General features: G+C 64.8%; 24 protein-coding genes (1 of these 24 only partly in view). 10 read left to right on the top strand and 14 right to left on the bottom strand.

Annotated features, from left to right (window positions below; genetic code table 11):
* Nucleotides 1-90: 90 nt before the first annotated feature.
* The 6 genes from OVA12_RS11730 to OVA12_RS11705 form a co-directional block, all read right to left on the bottom strand.
* The gene (locus OVA12_RS11730) at nucleotides 91-711 is read right to left on the bottom strand and encodes a DsbE family thiol:disulfide interchange protein (RefSeq protein WP_268137507.1); all 621 of its coding nucleotides are present in this window, start codon (nucleotides 709-711) and stop codon (nucleotides 91-93) included.
* Nucleotides 708-899, bottom strand: coding sequence for a heme exporter protein CcmD (gene ccmD / locus OVA12_RS11725; protein WP_268137505.1), 192 nt, complete (start codon nucleotides 897-899; stop codon nucleotides 708-710). Before ccmD ends, OVA12_RS11730 begins: the two co-directional genes overlap by 4 nt.
* A gap of 4 nt (nucleotides 900-903) precedes the next feature.
* Nucleotides 904-1,674, bottom strand: coding sequence for a heme ABC transporter permease (locus OVA12_RS11720; protein ID WP_268137503.1), 771 nt, complete (start codon nucleotides 1,672-1,674; stop codon nucleotides 904-906).
* A gap of 106 nt (nucleotides 1,675-1,780) precedes the next feature.
* A complete protein-coding gene (ccmB, locus tag OVA12_RS11715; RefSeq protein ID WP_268137501.1) occupies nucleotides 1,781-2,452 on the bottom strand; it encodes a heme exporter protein CcmB in 672 nt (223 codons plus the stop codon).
* The gene (gene ccmA / locus OVA12_RS11710; protein ID WP_442793860.1) at nucleotides 2,449-3,174 is read right to left on the bottom strand and encodes a heme ABC exporter ATP-binding protein CcmA; all 726 of its coding nucleotides are present in this window, start codon (nucleotides 3,172-3,174) and stop codon (nucleotides 2,449-2,451) included. Before ccmA ends, ccmB begins: the two co-directional genes overlap by 4 nt.
* Before the next feature lie 319 nt (nucleotides 3,175-3,493).
* Nucleotides 3,494-6,286 (bottom strand): bifunctional aconitate hydratase 2/2-methylisocitrate dehydratase, encoded by a 2,793-nt coding sequence (locus OVA12_RS11705; protein WP_268137499.1) that lies wholly within the window; start codon nucleotides 6,284-6,286, stop codon nucleotides 3,494-3,496.
* Nucleotides 6,287-6,759: 473 nt separating this feature from the next.
* On the opposite strand from OVA12_RS11705, the gene acnA reads away from it, so the two are divergent.
* Nucleotides 6,760-9,438, top strand: coding sequence for an aconitate hydratase AcnA (acnA, locus tag OVA12_RS11700; RefSeq protein WP_268137497.1), 2,679 nt, complete (start codon nucleotides 6,760-6,762; stop codon nucleotides 9,436-9,438).
* 222 nt (nucleotides 9,439-9,660) lie between these two features.
* Here acnA and OVA12_RS11695 read toward each other — a convergent pair whose 3' ends face one another.
* The 3 genes from OVA12_RS11695 to OVA12_RS11685 form a co-directional block, all read right to left on the bottom strand.
* Nucleotides 9,661-11,058 (bottom strand): ammonium transporter, encoded by a 1,398-nt coding sequence (locus OVA12_RS11695; protein ID WP_268137495.1) that lies wholly within the window; start codon nucleotides 11,056-11,058, stop codon nucleotides 9,661-9,663.
* A gap of 105 nt (nucleotides 11,059-11,163) precedes the next feature.
* The gene (locus tag OVA12_RS11690) at nucleotides 11,164-11,502 is read right to left on the bottom strand and encodes a P-II family nitrogen regulator (protein ID WP_268137493.1); all 339 of its coding nucleotides are present in this window, start codon (nucleotides 11,500-11,502) and stop codon (nucleotides 11,164-11,166) included.
* A gap of 541 nt (nucleotides 11,503-12,043) precedes the next feature.
* On the bottom strand, nucleotides 12,044-12,601 hold the full coding sequence (locus tag OVA12_RS11685) for a DUF924 family protein (RefSeq protein ID WP_268137491.1): 558 nt from the start codon (nucleotides 12,599-12,601) through the stop codon (nucleotides 12,044-12,046).
* Between the two features lie 59 nt (nucleotides 12,602-12,660).
* Between OVA12_RS11685 and OVA12_RS11680 the strand changes: the two genes are divergently transcribed.
* Nucleotides 12,661-12,897: a sulfurtransferase TusA family protein gene (locus OVA12_RS11680; RefSeq protein ID WP_268137489.1), complete on the top strand. Its 237-nt coding sequence runs from the start codon at nucleotides 12,661-12,663 to the stop codon at nucleotides 12,895-12,897.
* Nucleotides 12,898-12,914: 17 nt separating this feature from the next.
* Here the strand turns inward: OVA12_RS11680 and OVA12_RS11675 are convergent, their stop codons facing one another.
* On the bottom strand, nucleotides 12,915-13,220 hold the full coding sequence (locus OVA12_RS11675) for a 4a-hydroxytetrahydrobiopterin dehydratase (protein WP_268137487.1): 306 nt from the start codon (nucleotides 13,218-13,220) through the stop codon (nucleotides 12,915-12,917).
* Nucleotides 13,221-13,314: 94 nt separating this feature from the next.
* On the opposite strand from OVA12_RS11675, the gene OVA12_RS11670 reads away from it, so the two are divergent.
* Nucleotides 13,315-13,770 (top strand): low molecular weight protein-tyrosine-phosphatase, encoded by a 456-nt coding sequence (locus tag OVA12_RS11670; protein WP_268137485.1) that lies wholly within the window; start codon nucleotides 13,315-13,317, stop codon nucleotides 13,768-13,770.
* A gap of 9 nt (nucleotides 13,771-13,779) precedes the next feature.
* Here the strand turns inward: OVA12_RS11670 and OVA12_RS11665 are convergent, their stop codons facing one another.
* Complete coding sequence (locus OVA12_RS11665; protein ID WP_268137484.1) at nucleotides 13,780-14,634, bottom strand: phosphatase PAP2 family protein; 855 nt, start codon at nucleotides 14,632-14,634, stop codon at nucleotides 13,780-13,782.
* Between the two features lie 71 nt (nucleotides 14,635-14,705).
* Here OVA12_RS11665 and OVA12_RS11660 point away from each other — a divergent pair, with 71 nt between their 5' ends.
* Nucleotides 14,706-15,320 (top strand): 2-hydroxychromene-2-carboxylate isomerase, encoded by a 615-nt coding sequence (locus OVA12_RS11660; protein ID WP_268137482.1) that lies wholly within the window; start codon nucleotides 14,706-14,708, stop codon nucleotides 15,318-15,320.
* A gap of 9 nt (nucleotides 15,321-15,329) precedes the next feature.
* Here OVA12_RS11660 and OVA12_RS11655 read toward each other — a convergent pair whose 3' ends face one another.
* The gene (locus tag OVA12_RS11655) at nucleotides 15,330-16,511 is read right to left on the bottom strand and encodes an ATP-binding response regulator (protein WP_268137479.1); all 1,182 of its coding nucleotides are present in this window, start codon (nucleotides 16,509-16,511) and stop codon (nucleotides 15,330-15,332) included.
* Nucleotides 16,512-16,662: 151 nt separating this feature from the next.
* Between OVA12_RS11655 and OVA12_RS11650 the strand changes: the two genes are divergently transcribed.
* Nucleotides 16,663-17,643: an AEC family transporter gene (locus OVA12_RS11650; RefSeq protein WP_268137477.1), complete on the top strand. Its 981-nt coding sequence runs from the start codon at nucleotides 16,663-16,665 to the stop codon at nucleotides 17,641-17,643.
* Here the strand turns inward: OVA12_RS11650 and gluQRS are convergent.
* A complete protein-coding gene (gene gluQRS, locus OVA12_RS11645; protein WP_268137475.1) occupies nucleotides 17,635-18,522 on the bottom strand; it encodes a tRNA glutamyl-Q(34) synthetase GluQRS in 888 nt (295 codons plus the stop codon). The genes OVA12_RS11650 and gluQRS overlap by 9 nt on opposite strands.
* A 142-nt stretch (nucleotides 18,523-18,664) precedes the next feature.
* Here gluQRS and OVA12_RS11640 point away from each other — a divergent pair, with 142 nt between their 5' ends.
* On the top strand, nucleotides 18,665-19,312 hold the full coding sequence (locus OVA12_RS11640; protein ID WP_268137473.1) for a DNA-3-methyladenine glycosylase family protein: 648 nt from the start codon (nucleotides 18,665-18,667) through the stop codon (nucleotides 19,310-19,312).
* Nucleotides 19,313-19,459: 147 nt separating this feature from the next.
* Here the strand turns inward: OVA12_RS11640 and OVA12_RS23910 are convergent, their stop codons facing one another.
* Nucleotides 19,460-19,651 (bottom strand): hypothetical protein, encoded by a 192-nt coding sequence (locus OVA12_RS23910; protein WP_326493916.1) that lies wholly within the window; start codon nucleotides 19,649-19,651, stop codon nucleotides 19,460-19,462.
* Between OVA12_RS23910 and OVA12_RS11635 the strand changes: the two genes are divergently transcribed.
* The 4 genes from OVA12_RS11635 to OVA12_RS11620 all read left to right on the top strand — a co-directional run.
* Entirely contained in the window at nucleotides 19,575-20,216 is a 642-nt protein-coding gene (locus OVA12_RS11635) for an energy-coupling factor ABC transporter ATP-binding protein (RefSeq protein ID WP_326493909.1), read from the top strand. The genes OVA12_RS23910 and OVA12_RS11635 overlap by 77 nt on opposite strands.
* Nucleotides 20,217-20,227: 11 nt before the next feature.
* The gene (locus OVA12_RS11630) at nucleotides 20,228-20,854 is read left to right on the top strand and encodes an energy-coupling factor transporter transmembrane component T family protein (protein WP_268137470.1); all 627 of its coding nucleotides are present in this window, start codon (nucleotides 20,228-20,230) and stop codon (nucleotides 20,852-20,854) included.
* A gap of 174 nt (nucleotides 20,855-21,028) precedes the next feature.
* Nucleotides 21,029-21,592: a biotin transporter BioY gene (locus tag OVA12_RS11625; RefSeq protein ID WP_268137468.1), complete on the top strand. Its 564-nt coding sequence runs from the start codon at nucleotides 21,029-21,031 to the stop codon at nucleotides 21,590-21,592.
* Nucleotides 21,589-22,465, top strand: the 5' portion of a protein-coding gene (locus OVA12_RS11620; protein ID WP_268137466.1) for an AMP-binding protein. The gene runs 635 nt beyond the window's last position; 877 of the gene's 1,512 nt are visible here — the first part of the coding sequence; its start codon is at nucleotides 21,589-21,591; its stop codon lies beyond the right edge, outside the window. Before OVA12_RS11625 ends, OVA12_RS11620 begins: the two co-directional genes overlap by 4 nt.

The raw sequence follows: 22,465 nt of genomic DNA, 5'->3' as shown, positions 1-22,465 counted from the left end.
TGCACCCCACAGTCGACCATAGGCCGTTGCCGCCTCCTGTCCAGTCACGTCAGGGTGAGGCTTTTGCAGGGTTCGCGTGATTGGGGCATGTCAGTTTCGCGGCAGAGACAGCACCTGTTCCAGCTGAGGCATGAAGACGCTGCGGTAGCTGTCCGGGGTCAGCGGGCCGATATACTTGAAGCGGATGATGCCGGCCGCATCGACGATGTAGGTTTCCGGCACACCGTAGACACCCCATTCGATGGCGGCGCGGCCCGTGTCATCCGCGCCAATCCGGTCGTAGGGATTGCCGAGGCTGCCGAGGAAGCGGCGGGCATTCTCGGGCTCGTCCTTGTAGTTGATGCCGAACAGGCGGACGCGGTCATCCTTGCCAAGCTGTTCGAGCATCGGATGCTCCTGACGGCAGGGTACGCACCAGGATGCGAACACATTGACCACGGTCACCGCGCCCTTGAGGTCGGCGCCGGTAAAGCCCGGGACCGGCTGGCCATCCTGTGTGAGCCCTTCGACGGGGCCAAGGCTCATGTCCGGAGCGGGCTTGTCCAGCAGCGCCGAGGGGATTGTCTGCGGATCGCGCCCCAGCACAAGCTGGAACAGGAACAGTCCGGCGAGAGCGACAAAGACCACGAGGGGCAACAGGGCGAAGAGCGGAATGCGCCGGCGAGGAGCGGTCTCTTCTGCGCCGGTTTCCAGATGCTGCGGATCGCTCATGCGTCCGTCCTTTGCGTGGACCGGCGGCCAATGCCCTGCGCCTCAAGTTCGCGCAAGGCGGCGTCCTGCCGTGCCCGATCAACCCGAACCCACGCGATCAGTCCCGCCACGACGGCAACGCAGATGCCGTAGGACCACAGGATGAAGGCCGCGTGTGGACCAAGGTCAAGAAATGCGATGAGGTCCATGGGGCTACTCCGCAGCGGCTGAAGCGGTGGACGCCGTCGCCGTTGCCGGCCGGATGGCGGCAGCTCGCTGGCGCAGGGCCATCACCCGGCGGCGCAGGATCTCGTTCTGCATGGCCATCAGGTGCAAGACGAAGAACAACAGCGTGAAGGCCAGGGCCATCACCAGCAGTGGCCACAGGATATCCGGGTGAATGGTCGGGCCGTCCATGCGCATGACGCTGGCGGGCTGATGCAGCGTGTTCCACCAGTCGACGGAAAACTTGATGATCGGCAGGTTCAGCGCGCCGACCAGGGTCAGGACAGCTGCGGCCTTGCCGGCCTTGATCGGGTCTTCCATCGTGCGCCACAGGGCCATCAGGCCCAGATACATGATGAACAGCACAAGCACCGAGGTCAGGCGCGCATCCCAGACCCAGTACGTGCCCCACATCGGCTTGCCCCACAGGGAGCCGGTGATCAGTGACATGAAGGTGAAGGCAGCCCCCAGCGGCGCAGCAGCCTTGGCGGATACATCCGCGAGCGGGTGCTTCCACACCAGCGTGCCGAGCGAGGACAGGGCCATGATCGAGTAACACATCATCGCCAGCCAGGCCGCGGGCACATGGATGTACATGATCCGCACTGTGTCGCCCTGCTGGTAATCCTCCGGTGCCACGAAGAAGCTCATGTAGAGCCCGACGGCAAAGGCAAGCACGCAAAGCCCCGTCAACCACGGCAGCAAGCTGCGGCTGAGAGACAGGAAACGGGTCGGGTTCGCCAGATCGATGAGTGCCATGTAACCGTTCTAAACCGGAAGCCAGCTTGCGTCCATTGGCGCAGCTTTCACTTCATTGCGCAGGCGATGTAGGCGCGCCTTGTCCTGAATCAAACACATGGTCCCGTCAATCGGCGGAAAAACGCAGTGCGGCGGCTGCGGCAACCGGTCCCACCACAGCGGAAATCAGGCTGAGGGCACAAAGGATCAGGAACGGCGTCATGAACGGCATCGGCTCGCTGACAGCGGCATCGGCCGCGCTCACACCGAAGATCAGCACCGGAATGGCCAGAGGCACGACGAGGACGGCCAGCAGCAACCCGCCGCGCCGCAGCGACACGGTCAGCGCGGCACCAATCGCGCCGATCAGCGTCAGCGCCGGCGTGCCGACGAGAAGCGTCAGCGTTACGGCGCCGATGGCCACAGGGTCGAGGTTCAGGAACACGGCGAGCACGGGAGCGGCCAGCACCAGCGGCACGCCAGTCGCCACCCAGTGGGCGAGGCACTTGGCCAGCACCACCAGTTCCATCGGCCGCCCTGCCATCAGGACGAGGTCGAGCGAGCCGTCGTCCCGGTCTGCCTGGAACAGCCGGTCGAGACCCAGAAGCGTCGACAGCAACGCGCCGATCCAAAGGATCGCCGGGCCGACGCGGGACAGGAGATTGAGATCCGGCCCCATGCCGAAAGGCACGACCGTGACCACCGCCAGGAAGAACAGGACCCCGATCAGCGCGCCGCCGCCGACCCGAAGCGCCAGCCTCAGTTCACGGGCGACGAGGGCGGAAAACCAGCCACTCATGCCGGTTCCTCCTCTGTGTCCTCATGTGCATCCGGGGCCACTGCGGCCGAAAGGTGCAACGCCGCTGCGGGAGACAGCGCCAGCCTTGAATGCGTGGCCGTGATGATCAGCCCGCCGTCGGCAAGGTGTCCGTTCATGAAGCCGAGCAACTGCGCTTCCGACGCCGTATCCAGCGCGGACGTCGGTTCATCCATCAGCCAGATCGGGCGCGGCGAGACGAACAGCCGGGCCAGCGCCAGGCGCCGTGTCTGTCCGGCGGAGAGATAGGCGGCCGGAAGGTTTACCGTGTGGCCGATCCCGAGGCGGTCCAGGATCTCGCGCGAGGCCAGCGCCTTGCCCGCAAAGCCCAGAGGCCGCGCCGGAGCGGTGAACTCGCGCCAGAACTCGAGGTTTTCCAGCACGGTCAGCGCGCGTTTGACCGCGCTGTCATGGCCGAAATAGTGGGCATGCTCGGCAACACTGCGCTCGGGCTCGCCGCCCTCCAGCGTCAGACCGCCTTCGCCCGCCGGGACAAGCCCTGCCAGCGTGCGCAGCAGCGTCGACTTGCCAACGCCATTGGCTCCCGTGATCACCAGCGCGTGGCCGGCAGTCAGGGTAAAGCCCAGCCCGGCAAAAACCCGTCGTCCGCCCCGGTCGACGGCAAGATGTTCGGCGATCAGCTTCAGGGGAGCGCTCCGCTGGTTGGTTCCATCCTTGTTAGGGTGGGCTCCGGACGATGGCAAGCAGCGAGTATTGCGTAGAGGGGAAGGCGGCATCATTGATCGCCCATTGTTTCGCGGGCAGCATTTGCGCTGGATCATCTGTCTGGCCCCAACTCCTCTCCCCCCTTGAGGGGGAGATGCCCCCGGCAGGGGGCAGAGGGGGGTATGAGCCTTTCCCAGGTTACAAAGGTGGCGTTGCGTTGAAGCGCTGACACCCCCCTCTGTCTGCTGGCGCAGACATCTCCCCCTCAAGGGGGGAGAGGGGACTGCGGCCTCATCCCCAAAACACCTGCGGCCGCCCGGGTGGGCGGCCGCAGTCGGGGTCAGACTGTCAGTCCGGTCAGAAGTGGACCGAGCGGGCCGTTGCCAGCTTCTCGCGCGGCGGAGCGAACTTGGTCAGGTCGATGCCTTCCACGGCCGCCTTGTACTCGTCGATGCTCGGGGTGCGGCCCAGCACGGCGGACAGCACGACGACCGGGGTCGAGGCGAGCAGCGACTCGCCCTTCTTCTCGGCGGTGTCTTCGACGACGCGGCCCTGGAACAGGCGGGTCGAGGTGGCCAGAACGGTGTCACCCTTCTCGGCCTTTTCCTGGTTGCCCATGCAGAGGTTGCAGCCCGGGCGCTCGAGATACAGGATGTTCTCGTATTCGGTGCGGGCCTTGTTCTTCGGCGCGTTGTCGTCGAACTCGAAGCCGGAGTACTTCTGCAGCACGTCCCAGTCGCCTTCGGCCTTCAGCTCGTCGATGATGTTGTAGGTCGGCGCGGCCACGACGAGCGGAGCCTTGAACTCGACCTTGCCATTGGCCTTCTCGAGGTTCTTCAGCATCTGCGCGACGATCTTCATGTCGCCCTTGTGCACCATGCAGGAGCCGACGAAGCCGAGATCGACCTTCTTCTCGCCGCCGTAGTAGGACACCGGACGGATCGTGTCGTGGGTGTAGCGCTTGGACACATCCGGGTTGTTGACGTCCGGGTCGGCGATCATCGGCTCATCGATCTGGTCGAGGTCGACAACAACTTCAGCGAAGTACTTGGCGTTCTCGTCCGGAGCCAGGGCCGGCTTTTCGCCGGAACGGATCTCGGCGATACGCTTGTCGGCCTTGTCGATCAGGCCCTGAAGCACCTTCGCGTCGTTGTCCATGCCCTTGTCGATCATCACCTGGATGCGCGACTTGGCCAGCTCCAGCGAGCCGATCAGGGTCGCGTCATCGGAGATGCAGATGGAGGCCTTGGCCTTCATCTCGGCGGACCAGTCGGTGAAGGTGAAGGCCTGGTCGGCCAGCAGCGTGCCGATGTGCACTTCGATGACGCGGCCCTGGAAGACGTTGTCGCCGAACTGCTTCAGCATCTGGGCCTGGGTGGCGTGAACCACGTCACGGAAGTCGACATGGTCCTTCATGGTGCCCTTGAACACCACCTTGACCGAGTCCGGGATCGGCATGGTCGCCTCGCCGGTCGCCAGGGCCAGGGCCACGGTGCCGGAGTCGGCGCCGAAGGCGACGCCCTTGGACATGCGGGTGTGCGAATCGCCGCCGATGATGATGTCCCAGTCATCCACGGTGATGTCGTTGAGCACCTTGTGGATCACGTCCGTCATGGAGTGATAGGCGCCCTTCGGGTCACGCGCGGTGATCAGGCCGAACTTGTGCATGAAGCTCATCAGTTTCGGGATGTTGGCCTGCGCCTTCAGATCCCAGACCGATGCGGTGTGGCAGCCGGACTGATAGGCACCATCCACCAGCGGCGAGATGACCGTGGCGGCCATCGCTTCCAGTTCCTGCGCCGTCATCAGGCCGGTGGTGTCCTGCGAACCGACGATGTTGACGCGCACGCGCACGTCGGAGCCGGCATGCAGCACCTTGCCCGGCGCAACGCCGACGGCATTGCGGTTGAAGATCTTCTCGACGGCGGTCAGGCCCTGGTCCGGATGGGAGACTTCCTTGGCGGGCGAGAACACGACCGGTGCCTCGATGCCGAGGGTCTGGGCGGCAAAGGTCTGCAGCTTCTTGCCGAAGACGATGGCGTAGGAGCCGCCAGCGCGCATCGATTCGACCTTCTGCGGACGGAACGAGGCGGCGACATCGGCCAGCTCTTCGCTGCCGTCTTCGCTCAGCAGCTTCTTCGTCTTGGTGTTGATCTTCAGCACGGTGCCGGTGTCGACCGAGTACTTCTGCACCAGGATCGGGTTGCCGGCGTTGTCGATGATCGGATTGCCGTTCTCGTCCAGCTTCTTGACCCAGTTCTTCAGGTCAATGCCGATGCCGCCGGTCACGTCGACCGTGGTCAGGAAGATCGGCGAAATGCCGTTGGTGCCGGCGACGACCGGAGCGATGTTGACGAAGGGAACATAGGGGCTGGCCTGCTTGCCGGTCCACAGCGCCACGTTGTTGACGCCGGACATGCGCGAGGAGCCGACGCCCATGGTGCCCTTTTCGGCGATCATCATGACGCGCTTGTCGGGATGCTGCGCCTGCAGCGCCCGGATTTCAGCCTGCGCGGCCTCGGTCATCATGCACTTGCCGTGCAGCTCGCGGTCAGAGCGGGAATGCGCCTGGTTGCCCGGCGACAGGAGGTCGGTGGAGATATCGCCCTCAGCGGCGATATAGGTCACGACCTTGATCTCGTCCTCGATCTCCGGAAGCTTGGTGAAGAATTCGGCCTTGGCGTAGCTCTCCAGGATGTCCCGGACGACCGGGTTGCCGGCATCAAACGCCGCCTTCAGGCGGTCCGTGTCGGCAGCATAGAGGAAGACCTGCGTCTTCAGCACTTCTGCAGCGTCGCGGGCGATCGAGGCATCGTCACCCAGCGCCAGATCCAGCAGCACCTTGATCGACGGGCCACCCTTCATGTGCGACAGCAGCTCGAAGGCGAAGGCGCGGGAGATTTCGGCGACCTTTTCGCTGCCGAGGATGATCTGCTTCAGGAACTCCGCCTTTTCGCCAGCCGCGGTCGTGGTGCCGGGAATGGTGTTGTAGATGAAGTACTTGAGGCAATCGGCGCGGTGCTCGCTGCCAAGATCCTTGATGTGGCCGATCACTTCGCTGAGCAGCGCGGCGTCCTCGATGGGCTTGGGATGCAGGCCCTGGGCCTTCCGCGCTTCGATCTCTTTCAGGTAGTCGTTGTACAAGCTCATGATGGTCCTGGAGTTTTGATTATTGTTGGGATCTGCCCCCGTTGGCGTGCCAGCCAGGGCAGGTAGGGTTGCTGCGATTTTAAGGCCGTATACAATCGTATGCAATATCGTTTCGACCGTTTGCCGCCGATCTCGCCTGATTGCATTCCTTCTGCATGAATCGGGTTTGTTCAGAAAAACTGAGCCCTAAATATCTGAAAAAAGCATGACATGGGTGCGTCGCCCCGGCAGGGCGGGGCGGCGCAGTCAAATGCCGGATGCTGGCCGCTCCAGCGGAAATTCGCTATAGGGACAGGGTGGCATTCACCTTGTTGCGCGCGCAAGATGCGCCCAGATATGTCCGCAGCGCAAAAGCGCGCAAGGCCCGACAAGAGGCCAGATCAACCCGGCAAGGACCGGGGAACCAGAGATCTTTGTTCGCCGGGCAGGCTCACTCCCGATCCTGTGCCGGACTTGAGAGGAGAGCGCACGTCGTGACCCAGTCCCTCGACAGCTTCAAGTGCAAGAAGACCCTTGAGGTCAATGGCAAGACCTACACCTATTTCTCGATCCCCGAGGCCGAGAAGAACGGCCTTGCCGGCGTCTCGCGCCTGCCAGCCTCGCTCAAGGTGGTGCTGGAAAACCTGCTGCGCTTCGAAGACGGCCGGACGGTGAAAAGGCAAGACATTCTGGCCTGCGCCGAATGGCTGAAGACCCGCACGTCAGAGCACGAGATTTCCTATCGTCCGGCCCGCGTCCTGATGCAGGACTTCACCGGCGTTCCGGCCGTTGTGGATCTCGCTGCCATGCGCGATGCGGCCGTGAAGCTCGGCGGCGACCCGAAGAAGGTGAACCCGCTGGTGCCCGTCGATCTCGTCATCGACCACTCGGTGATGATCGACTATTTCGGCACGCGTGACGCCTTCACCCGCAACGTCGAGCTGGAGTACCAGCGCAACGGCGAGCGCTACGAGTTCCTGCGCTGGGGCCAGTCCGCCTTCGACAATTTCCGCGCCGTTCCGCCCGGCACCGGTATCTGCCATCAGGTTAACCTGGAATACCTGGCCCAGACCGTCTGGACCAAGGATGAGGGAGGCGAAACCGTCGCCTATCCCGACACGCTCGTCGGCACCGATTCGCACACCACGATGGTCAATGGCCTCGCCGTTCTTGGCTGGGGCGTCGGCGGCATCGAGGCGGAAGCCGCCATGCTTGGCCAGCCGATCTCGATGTTGATCCCGGAAGTCGTCGGCTTCAAGCTGACGGGCAAGTTGAACGAGGGCATCACCGCCACGGACCTGGTGCTGCGCGTCACGGAAATGCTGCGCAAGAAGGGCGTGGTCGGCAAGTTCGTGGAGTTCTTCGGCCCCGGCCTCGACAATCTCAGCCTGGAAGACGCGGCAACCATCGCCAACATGGCGCCGGAATATGGCGCGACCTGCGGCTTCTTCCCCGTGGACCGGGAGACGCTTGGCTATCTGAAGGCGACCGGCCGCGATCCGCAGCGCGTCGCCCTGGTTGAAGCCTATGCGAAGGCACAGGGCATGTTCCGCGACGCCGCCACGCCGGAGCCGGTGTTCACCGACACGCTGGAACTGGACATTTCCACCGTCGTCCCGGCGCTCTCCGGCCCGAAGCGGCCGCAGGACCGGGTCAATCTGGATGCCGTTGCCACCGGTTTTGCCAAGACCATGGCGGACGAGTTCAAGAAGGCCGAGGAAATGGGCCGGCGTGTCGCCGTCGAGGGCAGGGCGCATGACCTTGGCCATGGCGACGTCGTCATCGCTGCCATCACCTCCTGCACCAACACCTCCAACCCGAGCGTGCTGATCGGCGCGGGGCTGGTCGCGCGCAACGCCCGCCGCAAGGGCCTCACCGTGAAGCCCTGGGTCAAGACCTCGCTGGCACCGGGCTCGCAGGTGGTGACGGATTACCTCGCCAAGGCCGGCCTGCAGGAGGATCTCGATGCGCTCGGCTTCAACCTCGCCGGCTATGGATGCACCACCTGTATCGGCAACTCGGGACCGCTCGCGCCGGAACTGTCTAAGGCCGTCTCCGACAATGACCTCGTCGTCGCTGCCGTTCTCTCCGGCAACCGCAACTTCGAGGGCCGCGTGAACCCGGACGTGCGCGCCAACTACCTGGCCTCGCCGCCGCTGGTGGTGGCCTATGCCATTGCCGGCAGCATGACCATCAACGTCGCCACCGATCCGCTCGGCACGGACCAGGACGGCAACCCGGTCTATCTGAAGGACATCTGGCCAACGACCGAGGAGATCACCCAGCTGATCCGGACCTCGATCACCGATGACATGTTCCGCTCGCGCTATTCGGATGTGTTCAAGGGTGATGCCCATTGGCAGGCGATCAAGGTCGAAGGCGGCATGACCTACAAGTGGCCGGTTGCCTCCACCTATGTGGCCAATCCGCCCTATTTCGAGGGCATGACCATGGAGCCCAAGCCGCTGACCGACATCGAGAATGCAGCCGTCATGGGCCTGTTCCTCGATTCGATCACCACCGACCACATCTCGCCGGCCGGCAACATCAAGGCGAGCAGCCCGGCCGGCAAGTACCTGGCCGAACATCAGGTGGCGGTGGCCGACTTCAACAGCTACGGCGCCCGCCGCGGCAACCATGAAGTCATGATGCGCGGCACCTTCGCCAACATCCGCATCAAGAACCAGATGGTGCCGGGCGTCGAGGGCGGCGTCACCATGAAGGACGGCCAGCAGAAGTGGATCTATGACGCCTGCATGGAATACCAGGCCGAGGGCACGCCGCTGGTGATCTTCGCCGGCAAGGAATATGGCACCGGCTCCTCGCGCGACTGGGCGGCCAAGGGCACCAACCTTCTGGGTGTCCGCGCGGTTATCGCCCAGTCCTTCGAGCGCATCCACCGCTCCAACCTGGTCGGCATGGGCGTCATCCCGCTGACCTTCAAGGACGGCGAGAGCTGGCAGTCGCACGGCATCACCGGCACGGAGCGCGTGACCATCAAGGGCATCGCCGACATCACGCCGCGCCAGATGATGGCTGTCGACGTCACCCGCGCCGATGGCACGTCCTTCGTCATCGAGTGCCTCTGCCGGGTCGATACGCTGGACGAGCTGGAATACATCCGCGCCGGCGGCATCCTGCACTACGTCCTGCGCAACCTCGTCCGCAGCTGAGCGCAAGCCGGTTCACAACGACAAAGGCCGCCCCGGAAGGGGCGGCCTTTTTGCTTTGCGGATTGCCGCTGGCTTTGTGCCCGTCCGACCAGGCCTGCCAAAAAAGAACCCGGGGCGGGCCCCGGGTTCAAGGTGAGGTCGGCTAGCGACCATTCGCTTGGGAGGTAAATTCTGTCCGCCATGCGGAGGGACGGGGCAGCTGTCAGGCTGCCCCGGGCCTTGTCAGTTGTAGGCGCGTTCGCCGTGGGTGGTGATGTCGAGACCTTCGCGTTCGGCAGCTTCCGCAACACGCAGGCCCATGGTGGACTTGATGATGGTCAGAGCAACAGCCGAGACAATGCCGGACCAGATCACGCAGACGAGCACAGCCCAGACCTGCTTGAACACCTGGCCGCCCATGTCATACGGGGCAACGACCGCCGGGACGACCGAGTAGTCCATAATGCCGTTGCCGCCGAGGGCCGGGGCCGCGAAGATGCCGGTGAGGATTGCGCCGACAATGCCGCCCACGCCATGCACGCCGAAGACGTCCAGGCTGTCGTCATACTTCAGCTTGGCCTTCAGCCACACCACAGCCCACAGGCAGACGGCGCCGGCAACGACGCCGATGACGATCGAGCCCATCGGGCCGGCAAAGCCGGAGGCCGGGGTGACGGCAACCAGACCAGCAACCGCACCCGAGGCAGCGCCGAGGGCCGAAGCGTGGCCACGGGTCAGCCATTCGATGAAGCACCAGGTCATCGCGGCAGCGCCGGTCGCGACGATCGTGTTCAGGATGGCTTCACCGGCAATGCCGTTGGCTTCCAGGTTGGAGCCGGCGTTGAAGCCGAACCAGCCCACCCACAGCAGGCAAGCGCCGACGAGGGTCCAGACGAGGTTGTGCGGAGCCATGTTCTCGCGGCCGTAGCCAACGCGCGGGCCGACCATGATGGCCGCAACCAGACCGGCGATACCGGCGTTGATGTGCACCACGGTGCCACCGGCGAAGTCGATTGCGCCCACGCCGAAGAGGTAACCGGTCGGAGCCGCATAGGCCGACGGGCCGCCCCACCACCAGACCATGTGGGCCATCGGCAGGTAGGAGAAGATGAACCAGATCGTCAGGAACACCAGCACGGACGAGAACTTCATGCGTTCGGCGGTTGCACCGACGATGAGGGCCGGGGTGATGGCTGCGAAGGTCAGCTGGAAGATCACGAAGGTGATTTCCGGAATGACGACGCCCTGGGAGAAGGTTTCCACCACGGTCGTCTCGTCAACGCCGGCGAGGAACGCCTTGGACAGGCCGCCGATGAACGGGGTCAGGAAGCCGACTTCTTCAGAGGTGGCTGCACCGGTGAAGGCGAGGGAGTAGCCGAAGGCGACCCACAGGATGGAGATCAGCGAGAAGCCGATGAACACCTGCATCAGCACGGACAGGATGTTCTTCGCCCGCACCAGGCCGCCGTAGAACAGGGCCAGGCCCGGAATGGTCATGAGGATGACGAGGATGGTGGACACCAGCATCCAGGTGGTGTCGCCCTTGTCGGGCACGGGAGCAGCGGCGGCTTCCTGCGCGAAGGCCGCGCCAGCCATCAGCGCCAGTGGCGCGGCTGCAAACAGAGGCTTCAGGTACTTCATGGAGATCCTCTCGAAAGTGTATCGTTGCGTGGGTCGGTCCCGGTCGGCTCGTCCGGCCCCCCGGCTGCGAGCCACGATGCGCGGCCGCGCTGCGGCCGCCTCAGGTCACAGGGCCTCGTTCTCGGTTTCGCCGGTGCGGATGCGCACGGCCTGTTCGATGGAGTAGACAAAGATCTTGCCGTCGCCGATCTGGCCGGTCTTGGCGGCAGACGTGATCGCGTCCACGACCTTGTCGACAGCTTCGCTCGGCACGGCGACTTCGACCTTCAGCTTCGGCAGGAAGCTGACGGCGTATTCCGCCCCGCGATAGATCTCGGTGTGGCCCTTCTGGCGGCCGTATCCCTTGACCTCGGTAACAGTCAGACCCTGGATGCCGATGCTCGTGAGGGCGTCGCGCACCTCGTCGAGCTTGAACGGCTTGATGATGGCCATAACGATTTTCATGCTCGTTTCCCGTTTCCCCTCGTAGGCCGCGCCAGATGCGCGGCTTGGCCACCGGGCCCGGGGCGGGGACTGTCAGCGGGCTTTTGCCTCTCGACAGCCACCCAGGGTCGGGCCGGCTTCATCTTCCTTTAAACAAGGACCGTGCCACTTTGCCGGGAGAGGGGAAAAGGTGAGGGTTTCTGCGGGTTTTGACGCGCAGCTTGGCGATGCGCAGGTGTGCGGTCTGTTGCATTGCAAAAGAATGGCGCAGGTGGCGTGCTTTTTTTCTAAGCAGCGGCAGGAATCCCGTCGGTATTCACCATGCAGGATCCTGGTTCCCGCGCAAAAGAGACCACGTATGCGGGCTGTCCGAGACAGTGAAACCGTATCTAAGCTTTTGAACCGACGCAGAGATTGTCCACTGGATGCATTCATTCCGGCAATCCGCCGGCGGATTGCCGGCGGGTGCCAGGCACCAGATCAAGCGACCAATACTGCCTATAAATTCATCAAACGATGAATCATCTTTATGCGTGCTCAAGATTTGGGCGAAATCCCACGCTCACGCAGAGAAGCCGCCATCCGCGAGATAGGCGGCTTCTGCATCCGTCGTCGCGCGTCCAAGCACCGCGTTGCGGTGGGGAAACCTGCCGAAGCGGCGGATCACATCCATGTGCAGCAGGGCATAATGAAAATAGGTCTGCTCTCCGGTGCGCCGGCACAGGTCAACGGCCTTTTCCTGCAGCCCGATGTCCTCGGCGTGCTCATAGGGCAGGTAGAAGAACACCCGCACGGCTTTCGGGAAGGCGCGGTCAAAGCCCCGCTCCAGTGCAAGGTCTGCCAGCTCAACGGCCTTCGCATCCGCCGCAAACGCGCGCGGGTCATTGCGGAACACGTTGCGCGGGAACTGGTCTGTGAGGATCAGCAGGGCGAGGGCGCCATGCGGTGTGCCGGCCCAGTCATCCAGATCGCCGGCCCTTGCGGCCTCCATCAGCGCCAGGAACCTTTCGCGAATGGCTGTGTCGAAGGCCTCGCTGCGGGCAAACCATTTTTCCGGCCCTGCCTGCCACCAGAAATCCAGCACATCGATCGGGTTGGCGGCAGTTGGCGACGTGGACATGCAGGTTTCCTTTTGTGCAGATGCTTGACGGGGCCGGAGTGCTTGCCCAGAACAGGCGCATGACAGCTGAAGTCGTTCTCGATCTCAAGGGGCTCAAGTGCCCGCTTCCCGTGCTGCGCGCGCGCCAGGCGCTGAAGGCGCTGGCGCCTGGCGCGCTGCTCGTCGTCGAGGCGAATGATCCCATGGCGGTGCTCGACATTCCGCACATGTGCAACGAGGACGGCCATCGCCTCGTCTCGGTCGAGAGGCTCGAGGACCTGGCGCGCTTTGTCATTGCCCGTGGTGAGCGCAGCTGACTCTTCGTCAGCTCGGCCTAGCGCGCGCCGTGGGCGGCAGCGATCCGGTCAATCGACTTTGCCAGCGCAACATCCAGTTCGGTCAGTCCGCCCGCGTCATGGGTCGTCAACGTGATGTCGACAGTCCGGTAGACATTTGACCATTCTGGATGGTGGTCCATCTTTTCGGCCACCAGCGCCACCTGGGTCATGAAGGCAAAGGCTGCGGTAAAGTCGGAGAACACGAAGCGGCGGCTGATGGCTTCCCGTGGATCGGCCAAAGTCCAGCCAGTCAATCCGCTCAGCGCTGCGGAGCTTGCGTCAGGTGTCAGGCGGGTCGCCATCGTCGTCGGTCCTTGTGCGGCTTGCGGTTGCCATTTGTCAGTGGCCCGGTCGAATATAGGGCCCGACACCACCGCCTGCCAGCCGGGGGCTCCCATGCCTGCTGTTCTCTTCGTTTGCCTTGGCAACATCTGCCGCTCGCCCCTGGCCGAGGGCGTCTTTCGCCATCTCACCCGGCACCATGCCGGCGAGATGCTGGTGATCGATTCGGCCGGCACGGGCGCCTGGCATCAGGGCGAAGGCCCCGATCCGCGCTCCGTGGCGGTTGCCGCGCGCCATGGTATCGACATTTCCAGTCAGCGGGCGCGTCAGGTCGTTGCTGCGGACTTCACCCGCTTCGACGTCATTCTGGCCATGGACGGCAGCAATCTGTCCGACCTGCGGCGCATGGCCCCGGCACGGGCAACGGCAAAGGTGCGGCTGTTTCTGGATGCGCCGCCTCGTGATGTTCCCGATCCCTACTATGGCGGAGCGGATGGTTTCGAGGCGGTGTTTGCCATGGTCGAGCAAGGCGCGCGGCGGGTGGCCGAAGAGCTCGGCATACCCGTCTGACAGTCCGCTTCAGCGGAACTTGGCGAAGAAGGCCCGCATCCGGATCGCACCCGCCGAAGCTGCCCCGGTGACCAGACCCTGCAACCGGCGACCTGCCTTTGTCAGGGCCTCGTCCAGTCCACGATCCGTCAGCCAGCGACCGGGGCGCTGGTACAGGAGGTGATGGACGCTGAGGATGACGAGAAATGTCACGCCCCAGGACAGCAACGTGTCCGAGAGGAAATGACCGCCAAAGGCCACCCGGTTCACCGACAGGGCAAGGATTAGCGGCAGCGTCACGGCAAGAACGGCCATGCGCCAGGCGGCCGGCGCGATGAAGGCCAAGGTCAGCAGCCAGACACTGGCCGAGGCCTCGCCCGACACGAAGGAGCAGTTGGTGTCGCACCAGTTGGTGGGCAGCCAGACCGGGACATAGGGCATGTCGCCGCCAAACTGTTCCACCATCACGGGCCGTGGCCGGCCCCAATTGTTCTTGAACAGTGCATTGACCACGAGACCTGGGCCGATGATCAGCGTCGTCAGCAGAAAAACCGGCATGCGCAGCGGCAGCAGCGGGGCCCGGCCAGGCAGCAGCAGTTTCAGCAGCAGGGTCAGGATGCTGACGATGGCGATGATCTGGACGATATAGGGGCCGAGATAGCGCAGCTTGCGCAGGAAGGGCTCGCTCTGGGCAAAGAAGCCAAGCGCCGGATCGTGGAACATGCCACTGGCCGCAAGATCAAGTCCCGGGAAAACCAGAAAGATCAGCGAAACCGCGGCGAGGTAGATGAGGGTCGCGTAAAAGGGATGGCGGATTGCCCATCCACCGAAACGGGCCATTCCGCGCCCAACGTTTTCGCGGTACATCCGGAATCTGTCTGACATTGGGCCTCAATAGCCGAAATCTGCGATGACGGCGAGCGCGCCGTTCCGGCCCCGCATGTGGGAGAGCAAGCATGACTGTGCAACGGCCAAGACTCTCCTTCTGGTTCGATTTTGCCTCGACCTACAGTTACCTCACGGCGATGCGCATCGAGACCGTCGCCCGGGACCGGGGGCTGGACCTGGACTGGCGGCCGTTTCTGCTTGGCCCGATCTTCAGCCGTCAGGGCTGGACCACGTCGCCCTTCAACGTCTTTCCGGCCAAGGGCCGCTACATGTGGCGCGAGATGGAGCGCCTGACCGAGGAGGCCGGCCTGCCGCTTGTGCAGCCAGATCCGTTTCCGCAAAACGGTCTGATTGCCGCACGCATTGCCCATGCCAACCGCAAGGCGGAGTGGGCCGGAGCCTTCATCCGTGCGGTCTTCATGGCAGAATTCGGCGAGGGCCGTGATATTTCGGATCCTGGCCTGATCGCCGGCCTGCTGCTCGACATTGGCGCGGATGCCAAGGCCGTGCTGGCGGCGGCGGACAGTATTGAAGTCAAGATCGGCCTGCGGGCAGCCGTGGCCGAGGCAGAGACCCTCGGGATCTTCGGTGCGCCAAGCTTCGTAACGGAAGACGGCGAGCTCTACTGGGGCAATGACCGGCTGGAAGATGCGGTTGAATGGGCCTTGCGGATCGTGACCTGACCTGATCGCTCAGGCATCCACGTTGCGTTCCGCCTGCCGGAGCTTGCGCCGCTGCCGGGCGAGATCCAGCGCCTGATAGAGATGGGACGGCGACAGGGGCTTGGCCAGCACTTCCTGAAACCCGGCCTGACGCAAGCGCCGGTCGCCGACCGCCTCCAGTGCTGCCGTCACTGCAATCATCGGCAGGCGGCCGCCATCGGGTCCGTTGCGAAGCGCTTCGGCGGCCTCGATACCGCTCATGCCCGGCATGTGCAGATCCATCAGGACCGCGTCGTAGGGCGTCCGCGCTGCCATTGCCACAGCCGCCGGTCCGTTCGGCGCCTGGTCGCTGGTCATGGCAAAGGATTCGAGCAATGCCGACAGGAGACGGCGATTGGTGTCGTTGTCGTCGACGATCAGCACATGCGCCTCGACCTCATCGATCCGTCCGCTGCTTGCCTCGTTCAGCCCCCGGTCGGCCAGCGGCAGCATAATGACAAAGCGGCAACCGCCGCCCGGTGCCGTCGTGAGGTCGAGCAAACCGCCCGCCTGTTCGGCAATCGCCTTGGCGCCCCAGAGGCCAAGCCCGGTTCCGTTGCCTCCCGCGCGCCCGGCCGTGCCCCGCGTGAACGGGCGGAACAGGCGCGAGCGCTCCAGCACATCAATACCCGGTCCCGTGTCCGTTACGGTCAGCCGCAGCTGGCTGTTGTCCGCAGTGGCTGTGACATCCAGCCGGATGCTGCCGCGCTGGGTGTATTTCAGCGCATTGTCCAGCAGGGTTGTCGCGATCCTGCGAAAGGCAATGGCGACGTCCGGGTCAACGATCAGCGGTGCTTCCGTCAGGGTGAGCACCAGATCCAGTCGCTTGCGTTCCGCGATCACGGAAAAAAGGTCCTGCACGCTCTGCAGGATCAATCTTGCATCTTGTCCGGGGCGCCGGGGAGCCGGCCCTGGCCGCGGCCGTCCGCGCTGGATCACATCCCCGGTCATGGCGGCAAGGGCATCGATGGCGTCGAGCAGAATGCCGAGCCTCTCCTGCTGCTGGGGTTGCAGCGGTCCCTGTGCGATCAGCTCAGCCGTCAGGCGCATGGCGTTGAGCGGTGTGCGCAGATCATGGGCCACAAGCGCCAGCTCGGCCTCCGTGCCGCGTCCGGCCTGATCCGCTTCTGTGCCCTCGTCTGTCATGCCGTGGCTGATCCGGTTGGCGCGCATTGCCGGTCCGGTTGACCTGCAAGAGGGGCGTCCTTTAAGGTTTTGCGGTGCTTCGCACGTCTGCGAAGTGTCGCACGGGCGGTTCTCCGGGTCCACGCTGCCGGCCGGCACGCCAGAAAATCCTCACAAGTTCTGCCGGATGCAGGGTTCGATGTTCGCGCAAGTCCTCACCATCGTCCTGCCTGTCTTCCTGCTGGTCGGCATTGGCTATGCGACGGCCCGCACGGGGATCCTGTCTGCAGCGGTTGGCGAGGCGCTGGGCCAGTTCGTCTATGTCATCGCGATTCCGGTTCTGATCTTCAAGACGCTCGCCGTCGTCACACTGGGCGATGCCTCGCCCTGGGCGATGTGGCTGACCTATTTTGGCGGCGTGGCCGTGGCCTGGACATCGGGCACCCTGCTGATCCGCTATCTCTTTGCGCGCGAGGCGCGGGCAGGTGTCATCGGTGGCATCTCGGCAGGCTTTGCCAACACGGTGATGGTGGGCATTCCGCTCGTCTCGGCGGTGTTCGGCAAGCCGGGCCTGGTGCCGCTGATCCTTTTGATCTCCGTCCATCTGCCGGTGATGACTATCGTCACCGCCATCCTGATGGAACGCGCGGCGGCCGTGGATGGCATGGCGGAAGCGCGCTCGCCCTTGGCGGTGATCCGGACCATCCTCGTCAACCTCGCGCAGAACCCGATCGTCATCGCCATCCTCTGCTCGGTCGTCTGGCGTCTGACCGGTTTGCCGCTGACCGGCATCTTCGAGGACGTCCTCAACCGGATTTCTTCCACGTCCCTGCCGCTTGCCCTGTTGTCGCTCGGCATGAGCATGGTGCTCTACGGTATTCGCGGCAATCTTCTGCCGGGCGTGCTGCTCAGCCTGGTCAAGGTTGCGTTGATGCCGGCGGTCGTACTGCTACTCGGGCTTTATGTGCTTGCCCTGCCGCCGCTGTGGGTTGCTGTCATGACCCTGACGGCGGCATGTCCCACGGGCGTCAACGCCTTCATCTTTGCCAATCGCTACGGCACCGGCCATGCCATGTCCGCCAACGCGATCACCCTGACGACCGCCGCCGCCGTGCTGACCTGCGGCTTGTGGGTGATGGTGCTCGACTGGCTCGGCCTGATCCCGCTGGCATCAGGCTGAGCTTTTCCCAAGGCCGATCCGGGCTCTGACGTCAGCCGCCGTCCATCCAGCGGCACGCAGATCCGCAAGGCCGGTGTCGCCAGCGGACTTCGACAGTTTCCGCCCGTCTGCATCCGCGATCAGACGATGGTGATGGTAGACCGGCACCGGCAGCTGCAGCAGCGTCTGCAACAGCCGATGCACGGCTGTGGCATGGAACAGGTCCTGTCCACGCACCACATGGCTGACGCCTTGCAACGCATCGTCGATCACAACGGACAGGTGGTAGGAGGTCGGCGTATCTTTCCGCGCCAGGATCACGTCGCCCCAGGCGGCAGGATCAGCCGGAACCTCGCCGGTTTCGCCCGCTGGTCCGCATCCCGTCTCCTGCCACCTGAGCGAGGGGCCTGCCATCTGAACCGCCCGGCTCATGTCGAGCCGCACGGCAAACGGCTCGCCCCCGCGCCGTCGCGCCTCGATCTGGTCCGCTGTCAGAAGCGCCGCGTCGCCGGGATACAGCGGCGCCCCGTCTGGATCGCGCGGCCAGGGTGTTCCGCTGGCTTCCCGGAGGGCCACCGCCTGCCTGATTTCTGTGCGGGTCAGAAAGGCATCATAGACAAGGCCCATCGACTTCAGACGGGTCAGCGCCGCATCATAATCGGCGAAATGCTCCGATTGCCGGCGGTGGGGCGGTTCCGCCGCGAACCCGATCCAGTCGAGATCCTCCAGCATCGCCGTCACAAGCTCCGGCGTGCAGCGCGCGGTGTCGATGTCCTCGATGCGCAGCAGCACCTTGCCACCCAGCGCCCTTGCCATGTCCTGGTTCAGCAGCGCCGACAAGGCGTGGCCCAGATGCAGGCGGCCATTGGGGGAGGGGGCAAATCGGAACGTCGCGGTCATGCGCGCATTGTTCTGCTCCGGCTACGCTTTGCAAGCGCTTCCCCGTTGCTGCCGTCAGTTCCGCGTTTGCGCAGCCGGACGGGCTGTTGCTCCTCCCGTCCAAATCGCGGAAGCTCCTGCCTTGCAAATCTCGGAGGCGAGCGTGCGACCGATCGAATCGCTGGAAGACATGGCCGAGGGGCTTGCAGCCCTGCCGGTGCTGGACCCCCGACTGGCCGAGGTCATCGCGATTGCCGGCGACGTGCCATTGCGCCGCCGGGAGGCCAGTTTTGCCGCGCTCGTCGGCATTGTCGTGTCGCAGCAGGTGTCGGTTGCCAGCGCCCGCGCGATCTCGGCAAGGCTGGAAGCTCTGGTGTCACCCCTGGAAGCGGCGACGCTGAGCCGGTTTTCCGATGAGGATCTGGCGGGTGCCGGCCTGTCCCGGCCGAAGATCCGCACCGTTCGTGCCATGGCCGAAGCGGTTGCCGCGGGGCTGGATCTCACGCATCTGGCCACCGTTCCTGCCGCTGATGCCGAGGCACAGCTTTGTGCCATCAAGGGCATCGGCCGCTGGACCTCGGACATCTTTCTTCTCTTCTGTGCTGGCCATCCGGATATCTTCCCCAGTGGCGATGTTGCCCTGCAGAATGCGGTCCGCGATGCCTTCGGCTTCGAGACCCGGCCGGACCCGAAGGCTCTGGATGCCATCGCGGAGGTCTGGGCGCCCTGGCGCGGGGTCGCCGCGCGCCTGTTCTGGGCCTATTACGCCGCCACCCGGGGCGGCAAGGAAACGCTGCCTGTCCAGACCTGAGCGGGCGTTGCCAGACCAGGTCCATCCGCTGGGGCTTTGACAATGCCTGCAGCCGCAGCAATAAGCGGCCGGCGGCGGCACCCCGCAGCCACGATGCGCCCTGTTCCGGGGCAGGCGCGCCAGAACGGATACGACATGGCATTCTGGTCACGAACAGGAACTGCTGCCCGCTCCGCCACCTGCGATCCGCGCCGCGCCGACTTTGCCATCTTCTCCGGAGTCTCCTTGCTGCGCGGCGGCAAGACCGTGCTCTCGGATCTCGATGTCACCCTTGAGCGAGCGGCGCATCGCCGTCATCGGTCTCAATGGCTCGGGAAAATCCAGCTTCGTGCGACTCATCAATGGTCTTCTCTTGCCCGATGCCGGCGAGGTCCGGATCTACGGCGCAAACACGCGCGATGTCCGGCCTGATCTGCCGCGCCACGTCGGTTTCGTGTTCCAGAACCCGGACCATCAGGCGATCTTCCCAACGGTGGCCGAGGAAGTGTCCTTTGGCCTGACCCAGCTCGGCGAAGATCGCGCCTCGGCTCGCAAGGGCGCGCTGACCTTTCTCGCCCAGCATGGCTGCTCCGCGCTTGCCGACCGGCCGTTCCATGATCTGTCCGAGGGGCAGAAACAGCTCGTCTGCATCCTCGCGGTCCTGGTGATGCGACCCGACCTTGTCGTGCTCGACGAACCCTTCTCCAGTCTCGATGGACTGGCCACCCGGCAGCTGATGCGCCGGCTTGCCGGCCTGCCGCAGAAACTGGTGATGGTCAGTCACGACCTGCAGCTCATCCAGGGCTTCGACCGGGTGCTGTGGATCGAGGCTGGCCGACTGCGCATGGACGGCGAACCGGGCACTGTCCTGCCGGCCTATGTTGCTGACATCGAGCGCCGGGCTGCGGCCTCGGACATTGGCTGAGGCGTGGCGGGATGGTCTCTCTCTATATTCCCGGCGACAGTCTGCTGCACCGCTTGCCGGCCGGGCTGAAGCTCATTCTGCTTGCCCTGCTCAGCGCTGCCCTGATGCCGGTCAGCAATCCAGTCATCCTTGCACTGGTGCTCGCCGCCGCTCTGGCGCTTTACGCGGCTCTTGGACGGGAGGGGCTGCGCCAGCTGCGATTGATCCGCCCGCTTTTGCCGATCCTTGCCATCATCATCGCGCTGCACGGTCTCACCGGCACGATGGCGGAGGGTGCCACGGTGGCGCTGCGCCTTCTTGCCATGGTGCTGCTCGCCAATCTGGTCACGCTGACGACGCGCATGGACGACATGCTGGCTGCCATCGCGCCCTTATTCCGCCCGCTGGCCCTGTTCGGCTTGTCCCCGCGCCGGCCGGCTCTGGCCGTCACGCTGGTCCTTCGATTTGTGCCCGTCCTGCTCGCGGTCTTTGCCGGCCTCTCCGAGGCCTGGCGCGCGCGCACCGGACGCACCACCAGCTGGCGGCTGATAGCGCCCCTCGCCTTGCAGGCACTGATGCTGTCGGATCATGTGGCCGAAGCGCTTATTGCCCGGGGCGGTGCGGATGGGCTCGGGCGACGGACGGGCAAGGCGGGCTGAGCTTGACCCTGCACGCCCGCGTGTTGAGCGGTCTGCGGGTCTCGGCCTCTTTGCCGATTTGCGCGGCGTGGCAACTGCCGGTATGAAACGCCTTTCCAGCCACAAGCCTGGTGCCAGTGGCTGTGCCGTTTCGCGGCCTGTCCTGCCGCGCGAACGCCCGACATGGAGAAACCGATGTCCGATTCCCGCGACCACAGCCTCGTGCAGATCGCATTCTACGCTGCGCTGATCGCAGTCCTGGGTCTGTTGCCGCCCTTTGCCATCCCCTTCCTCGGCGGCGTTCCCATCACTGCCCAGACGCTTGGCGTCATGCTGGCTGGCGTCATGCTCGGGCCGGTGCGGGGTGGCCTCGCCGTCTGCCTGTTCCTGTTCCTGGTTGCGCTGGGCGCCCCGCTTCTTGCCGGTGGCCGTGGTGGTCTCGCCGTCTTTGCCGGTCCCTCGGTCGGCTTCCTGATTGGCTGGCCGGTTGGTGCCGTCGTCGCCGGCTTCCTGATGCAGCGCAGCCGCAAGCTTGCCGTCCTTCCGGCGGCTGCCCTTTCGGCGATCGTCGGTGGCATCGGCGTCGTCTATCTGTTCGGCGTTCCGGGCCTGGCCCTGATGGCCGGCCTGCCGATCGACAAGGCACTCCTCGGCAGCGCCGTCTATATCCCCGGTGACCTCATCAAGGTGGCGATCACAGCCGTTGTTGCCGAGACGGTGTCACGCGGCTTCCCGCGGGCGCTGGTGTCGCGCGCATGAGTTACGTCGGCGCCGCGCTTGCTGTCCATGCGGCGGCCCGGCCCGACACCCTGGCGCTGACCTGTGGTGAACGTCAGTTCACGTGGTCGGCGCTGGAAACGGATATCAGGGCGCTTGCCACGGCCGTGGCTGGCGCCCTGGCCGCATCTGGCGCGCCGTTACCTTTCGACGGCCGCGAGCCGCTTGTCCGGCAACCCCGTGTGGCGCTGGATCTCAGCGATCCGCTCGCGTTGCTCATTGCCTTTCTCGCCGTTGCCCGTGCTGGCGCCGTCGCTCTGGTGCTCGATCCTGCCTGGACGCCGCAGCGCAAGCAGGCGGTGCGCGCCGCAACCTCTCCGGCGCTGGTTCTGGACGCGGACGCGCTCGGCGCCCTTGCCACCGGACGCGTCACAGCGTCTCTGCCTGCCGATCCTGCTCCCGAGCATCTGTTCTATGCCGGCTTTACCTCCGGTTCGACCGGAGAGCCCAAGGGCTATGCCCGCAGCCACCGTTCGTGGACGGAAAGCTTCGCCCTCAGCCAGCAGACCTTTGCCATTGGCCCGCAGGATCACGTGCTGGTGCCCGGTGGCCTTGCCCATTCGCTGCATCTTTACGGGGCTGTCGAGGCCCTGGAGGCTGGAGCAAGGGTGAGCCTTGCCGAGGCGTTTCAGCCAGGGCGGCTTGCGCGGCTGCTGGCATCGGCTGAGATCACCATTCTCTATGCAACGCCGACCCAGCTTGTGCTGATGCAGCGCGAGATCGATCGGCGCCAGCTCAGCCTTCCCCTGCTGCGCCTGTGCCTGGTCAGCGGTTCGGCCTGGGGCGCGGGCGAAAAGGCGGCGCTGCGGGCCAGTCTGCCGGCCACCCGTCTTGCCGAATTCTATGGCGCGTCGG

This window comes from Pannonibacter sp. SL95 (assembly GCF_026672425.1).
GTDB lineage: Bacteria > Pseudomonadota > Alphaproteobacteria > Rhizobiales > Stappiaceae > Pannonibacter.
The sequence above is the reverse complement of the archived record's forward strand: the minus strand, read 5'-3'. Positions and strand labels throughout refer to the sequence as shown.

Coding starts and splice junctions, on each gene's coding strand:
- OVA12_RS11730 (WP_268137507.1), bottom strand. CDS start 711: ATGAGCGATCCGCAGCATCTGGAAACCGGCGCAGAAGAGACCGCTCCT.
- ccmD (WP_268137505.1), bottom strand. CDS start 899: ATGGACCTCATCGCATTTCTTGACCTTGGTCCACACGCGGCCTTCATC.
- OVA12_RS11720 (WP_268137503.1), bottom strand. CDS start 1,674: ATGGCACTCATCGATCTGGCGAACCCGACCCGTTTCCTGTCTCTCAGC.
- ccmB (WP_268137501.1), bottom strand. CDS start 2,452: ATGAGTGGCTGGTTTTCCGCCCTCGTCGCCCGTGAACTGAGGCTGGCG.
- OVA12_RS11705 (WP_268137499.1), bottom strand. CDS start 6,286: ATGAGCTTGTACAACGACTACCTGAAAGAGATCGAAGCGCGGAAGGCC.
- OVA12_RS11695 (WP_268137495.1), bottom strand. CDS start 11,058: ATGAAGTACCTGAAGCCTCTGTTTGCAGCCGCGCCACTGGCGCTGATG.
- OVA12_RS11690 (WP_268137493.1), bottom strand. CDS start 11,502: ATGAAAATCGTTATGGCCATCATCAAGCCGTTCAAGCTCGACGAGGTG.
- OVA12_RS11685 (WP_268137491.1), bottom strand. CDS start 12,601: ATGTCCACGTCGCCAACTGCCGCCAACCCGATCGATGTGCTGGATTTC.
- OVA12_RS11680 (WP_268137489.1), top strand. CDS start 12,661: ATGACAGCTGAAGTCGTTCTCGATCTCAAGGGGCTCAAGTGCCCGCTT.
- OVA12_RS11675 (WP_268137487.1), bottom strand. CDS start 13,220: ATGGCGACCCGCCTGACACCTGACGCAAGCTCCGCAGCGCTGAGCGGA.
- OVA12_RS11670 (WP_268137485.1), top strand. CDS start 13,315: ATGCCTGCTGTTCTCTTCGTTTGCCTTGGCAACATCTGCCGCTCGCCC.
- OVA12_RS11665 (WP_268137484.1), bottom strand. CDS start 14,634: ATGTCAGACAGATTCCGGATGTACCGCGAAAACGTTGGGCGCGGAATG.
- OVA12_RS11660 (WP_268137482.1), top strand. CDS start 14,706: ATGACTGTGCAACGGCCAAGACTCTCCTTCTGGTTCGATTTTGCCTCG.
- OVA12_RS11655 (WP_268137479.1), bottom strand. CDS start 16,511: ATGCGCGCCAACCGGATCAGCCACGGCATGACAGACGAGGGCACAGAA.
- OVA12_RS11650 (WP_268137477.1), top strand. CDS start 16,663: ATGTTCGCGCAAGTCCTCACCATCGTCCTGCCTGTCTTCCTGCTGGTC.
- gluQRS (WP_268137475.1), bottom strand. CDS start 18,522: ATGACCGCGACGTTCCGATTTGCCCCCTCCCCCAATGGCCGCCTGCAT.
- OVA12_RS11635 (WP_326493909.1), top strand. CDS start 19,575: ATGTCACCCTTGAGCGAGCGGCGCATCGCCGTCATCGGTCTCAATGGC.
- OVA12_RS23910 (WP_326493916.1), bottom strand. CDS start 19,651: ATGAGTCGCACGAAGCTGGATTTTCCCGAGCCATTGAGACCGATGACG.
- OVA12_RS11630 (WP_268137470.1), top strand. CDS start 20,228: ATGGTCTCTCTCTATATTCCCGGCGACAGTCTGCTGCACCGCTTGCCG.
- OVA12_RS11625 (WP_268137468.1), top strand. CDS start 21,029: ATGTCCGATTCCCGCGACCACAGCCTCGTGCAGATCGCATTCTACGCT.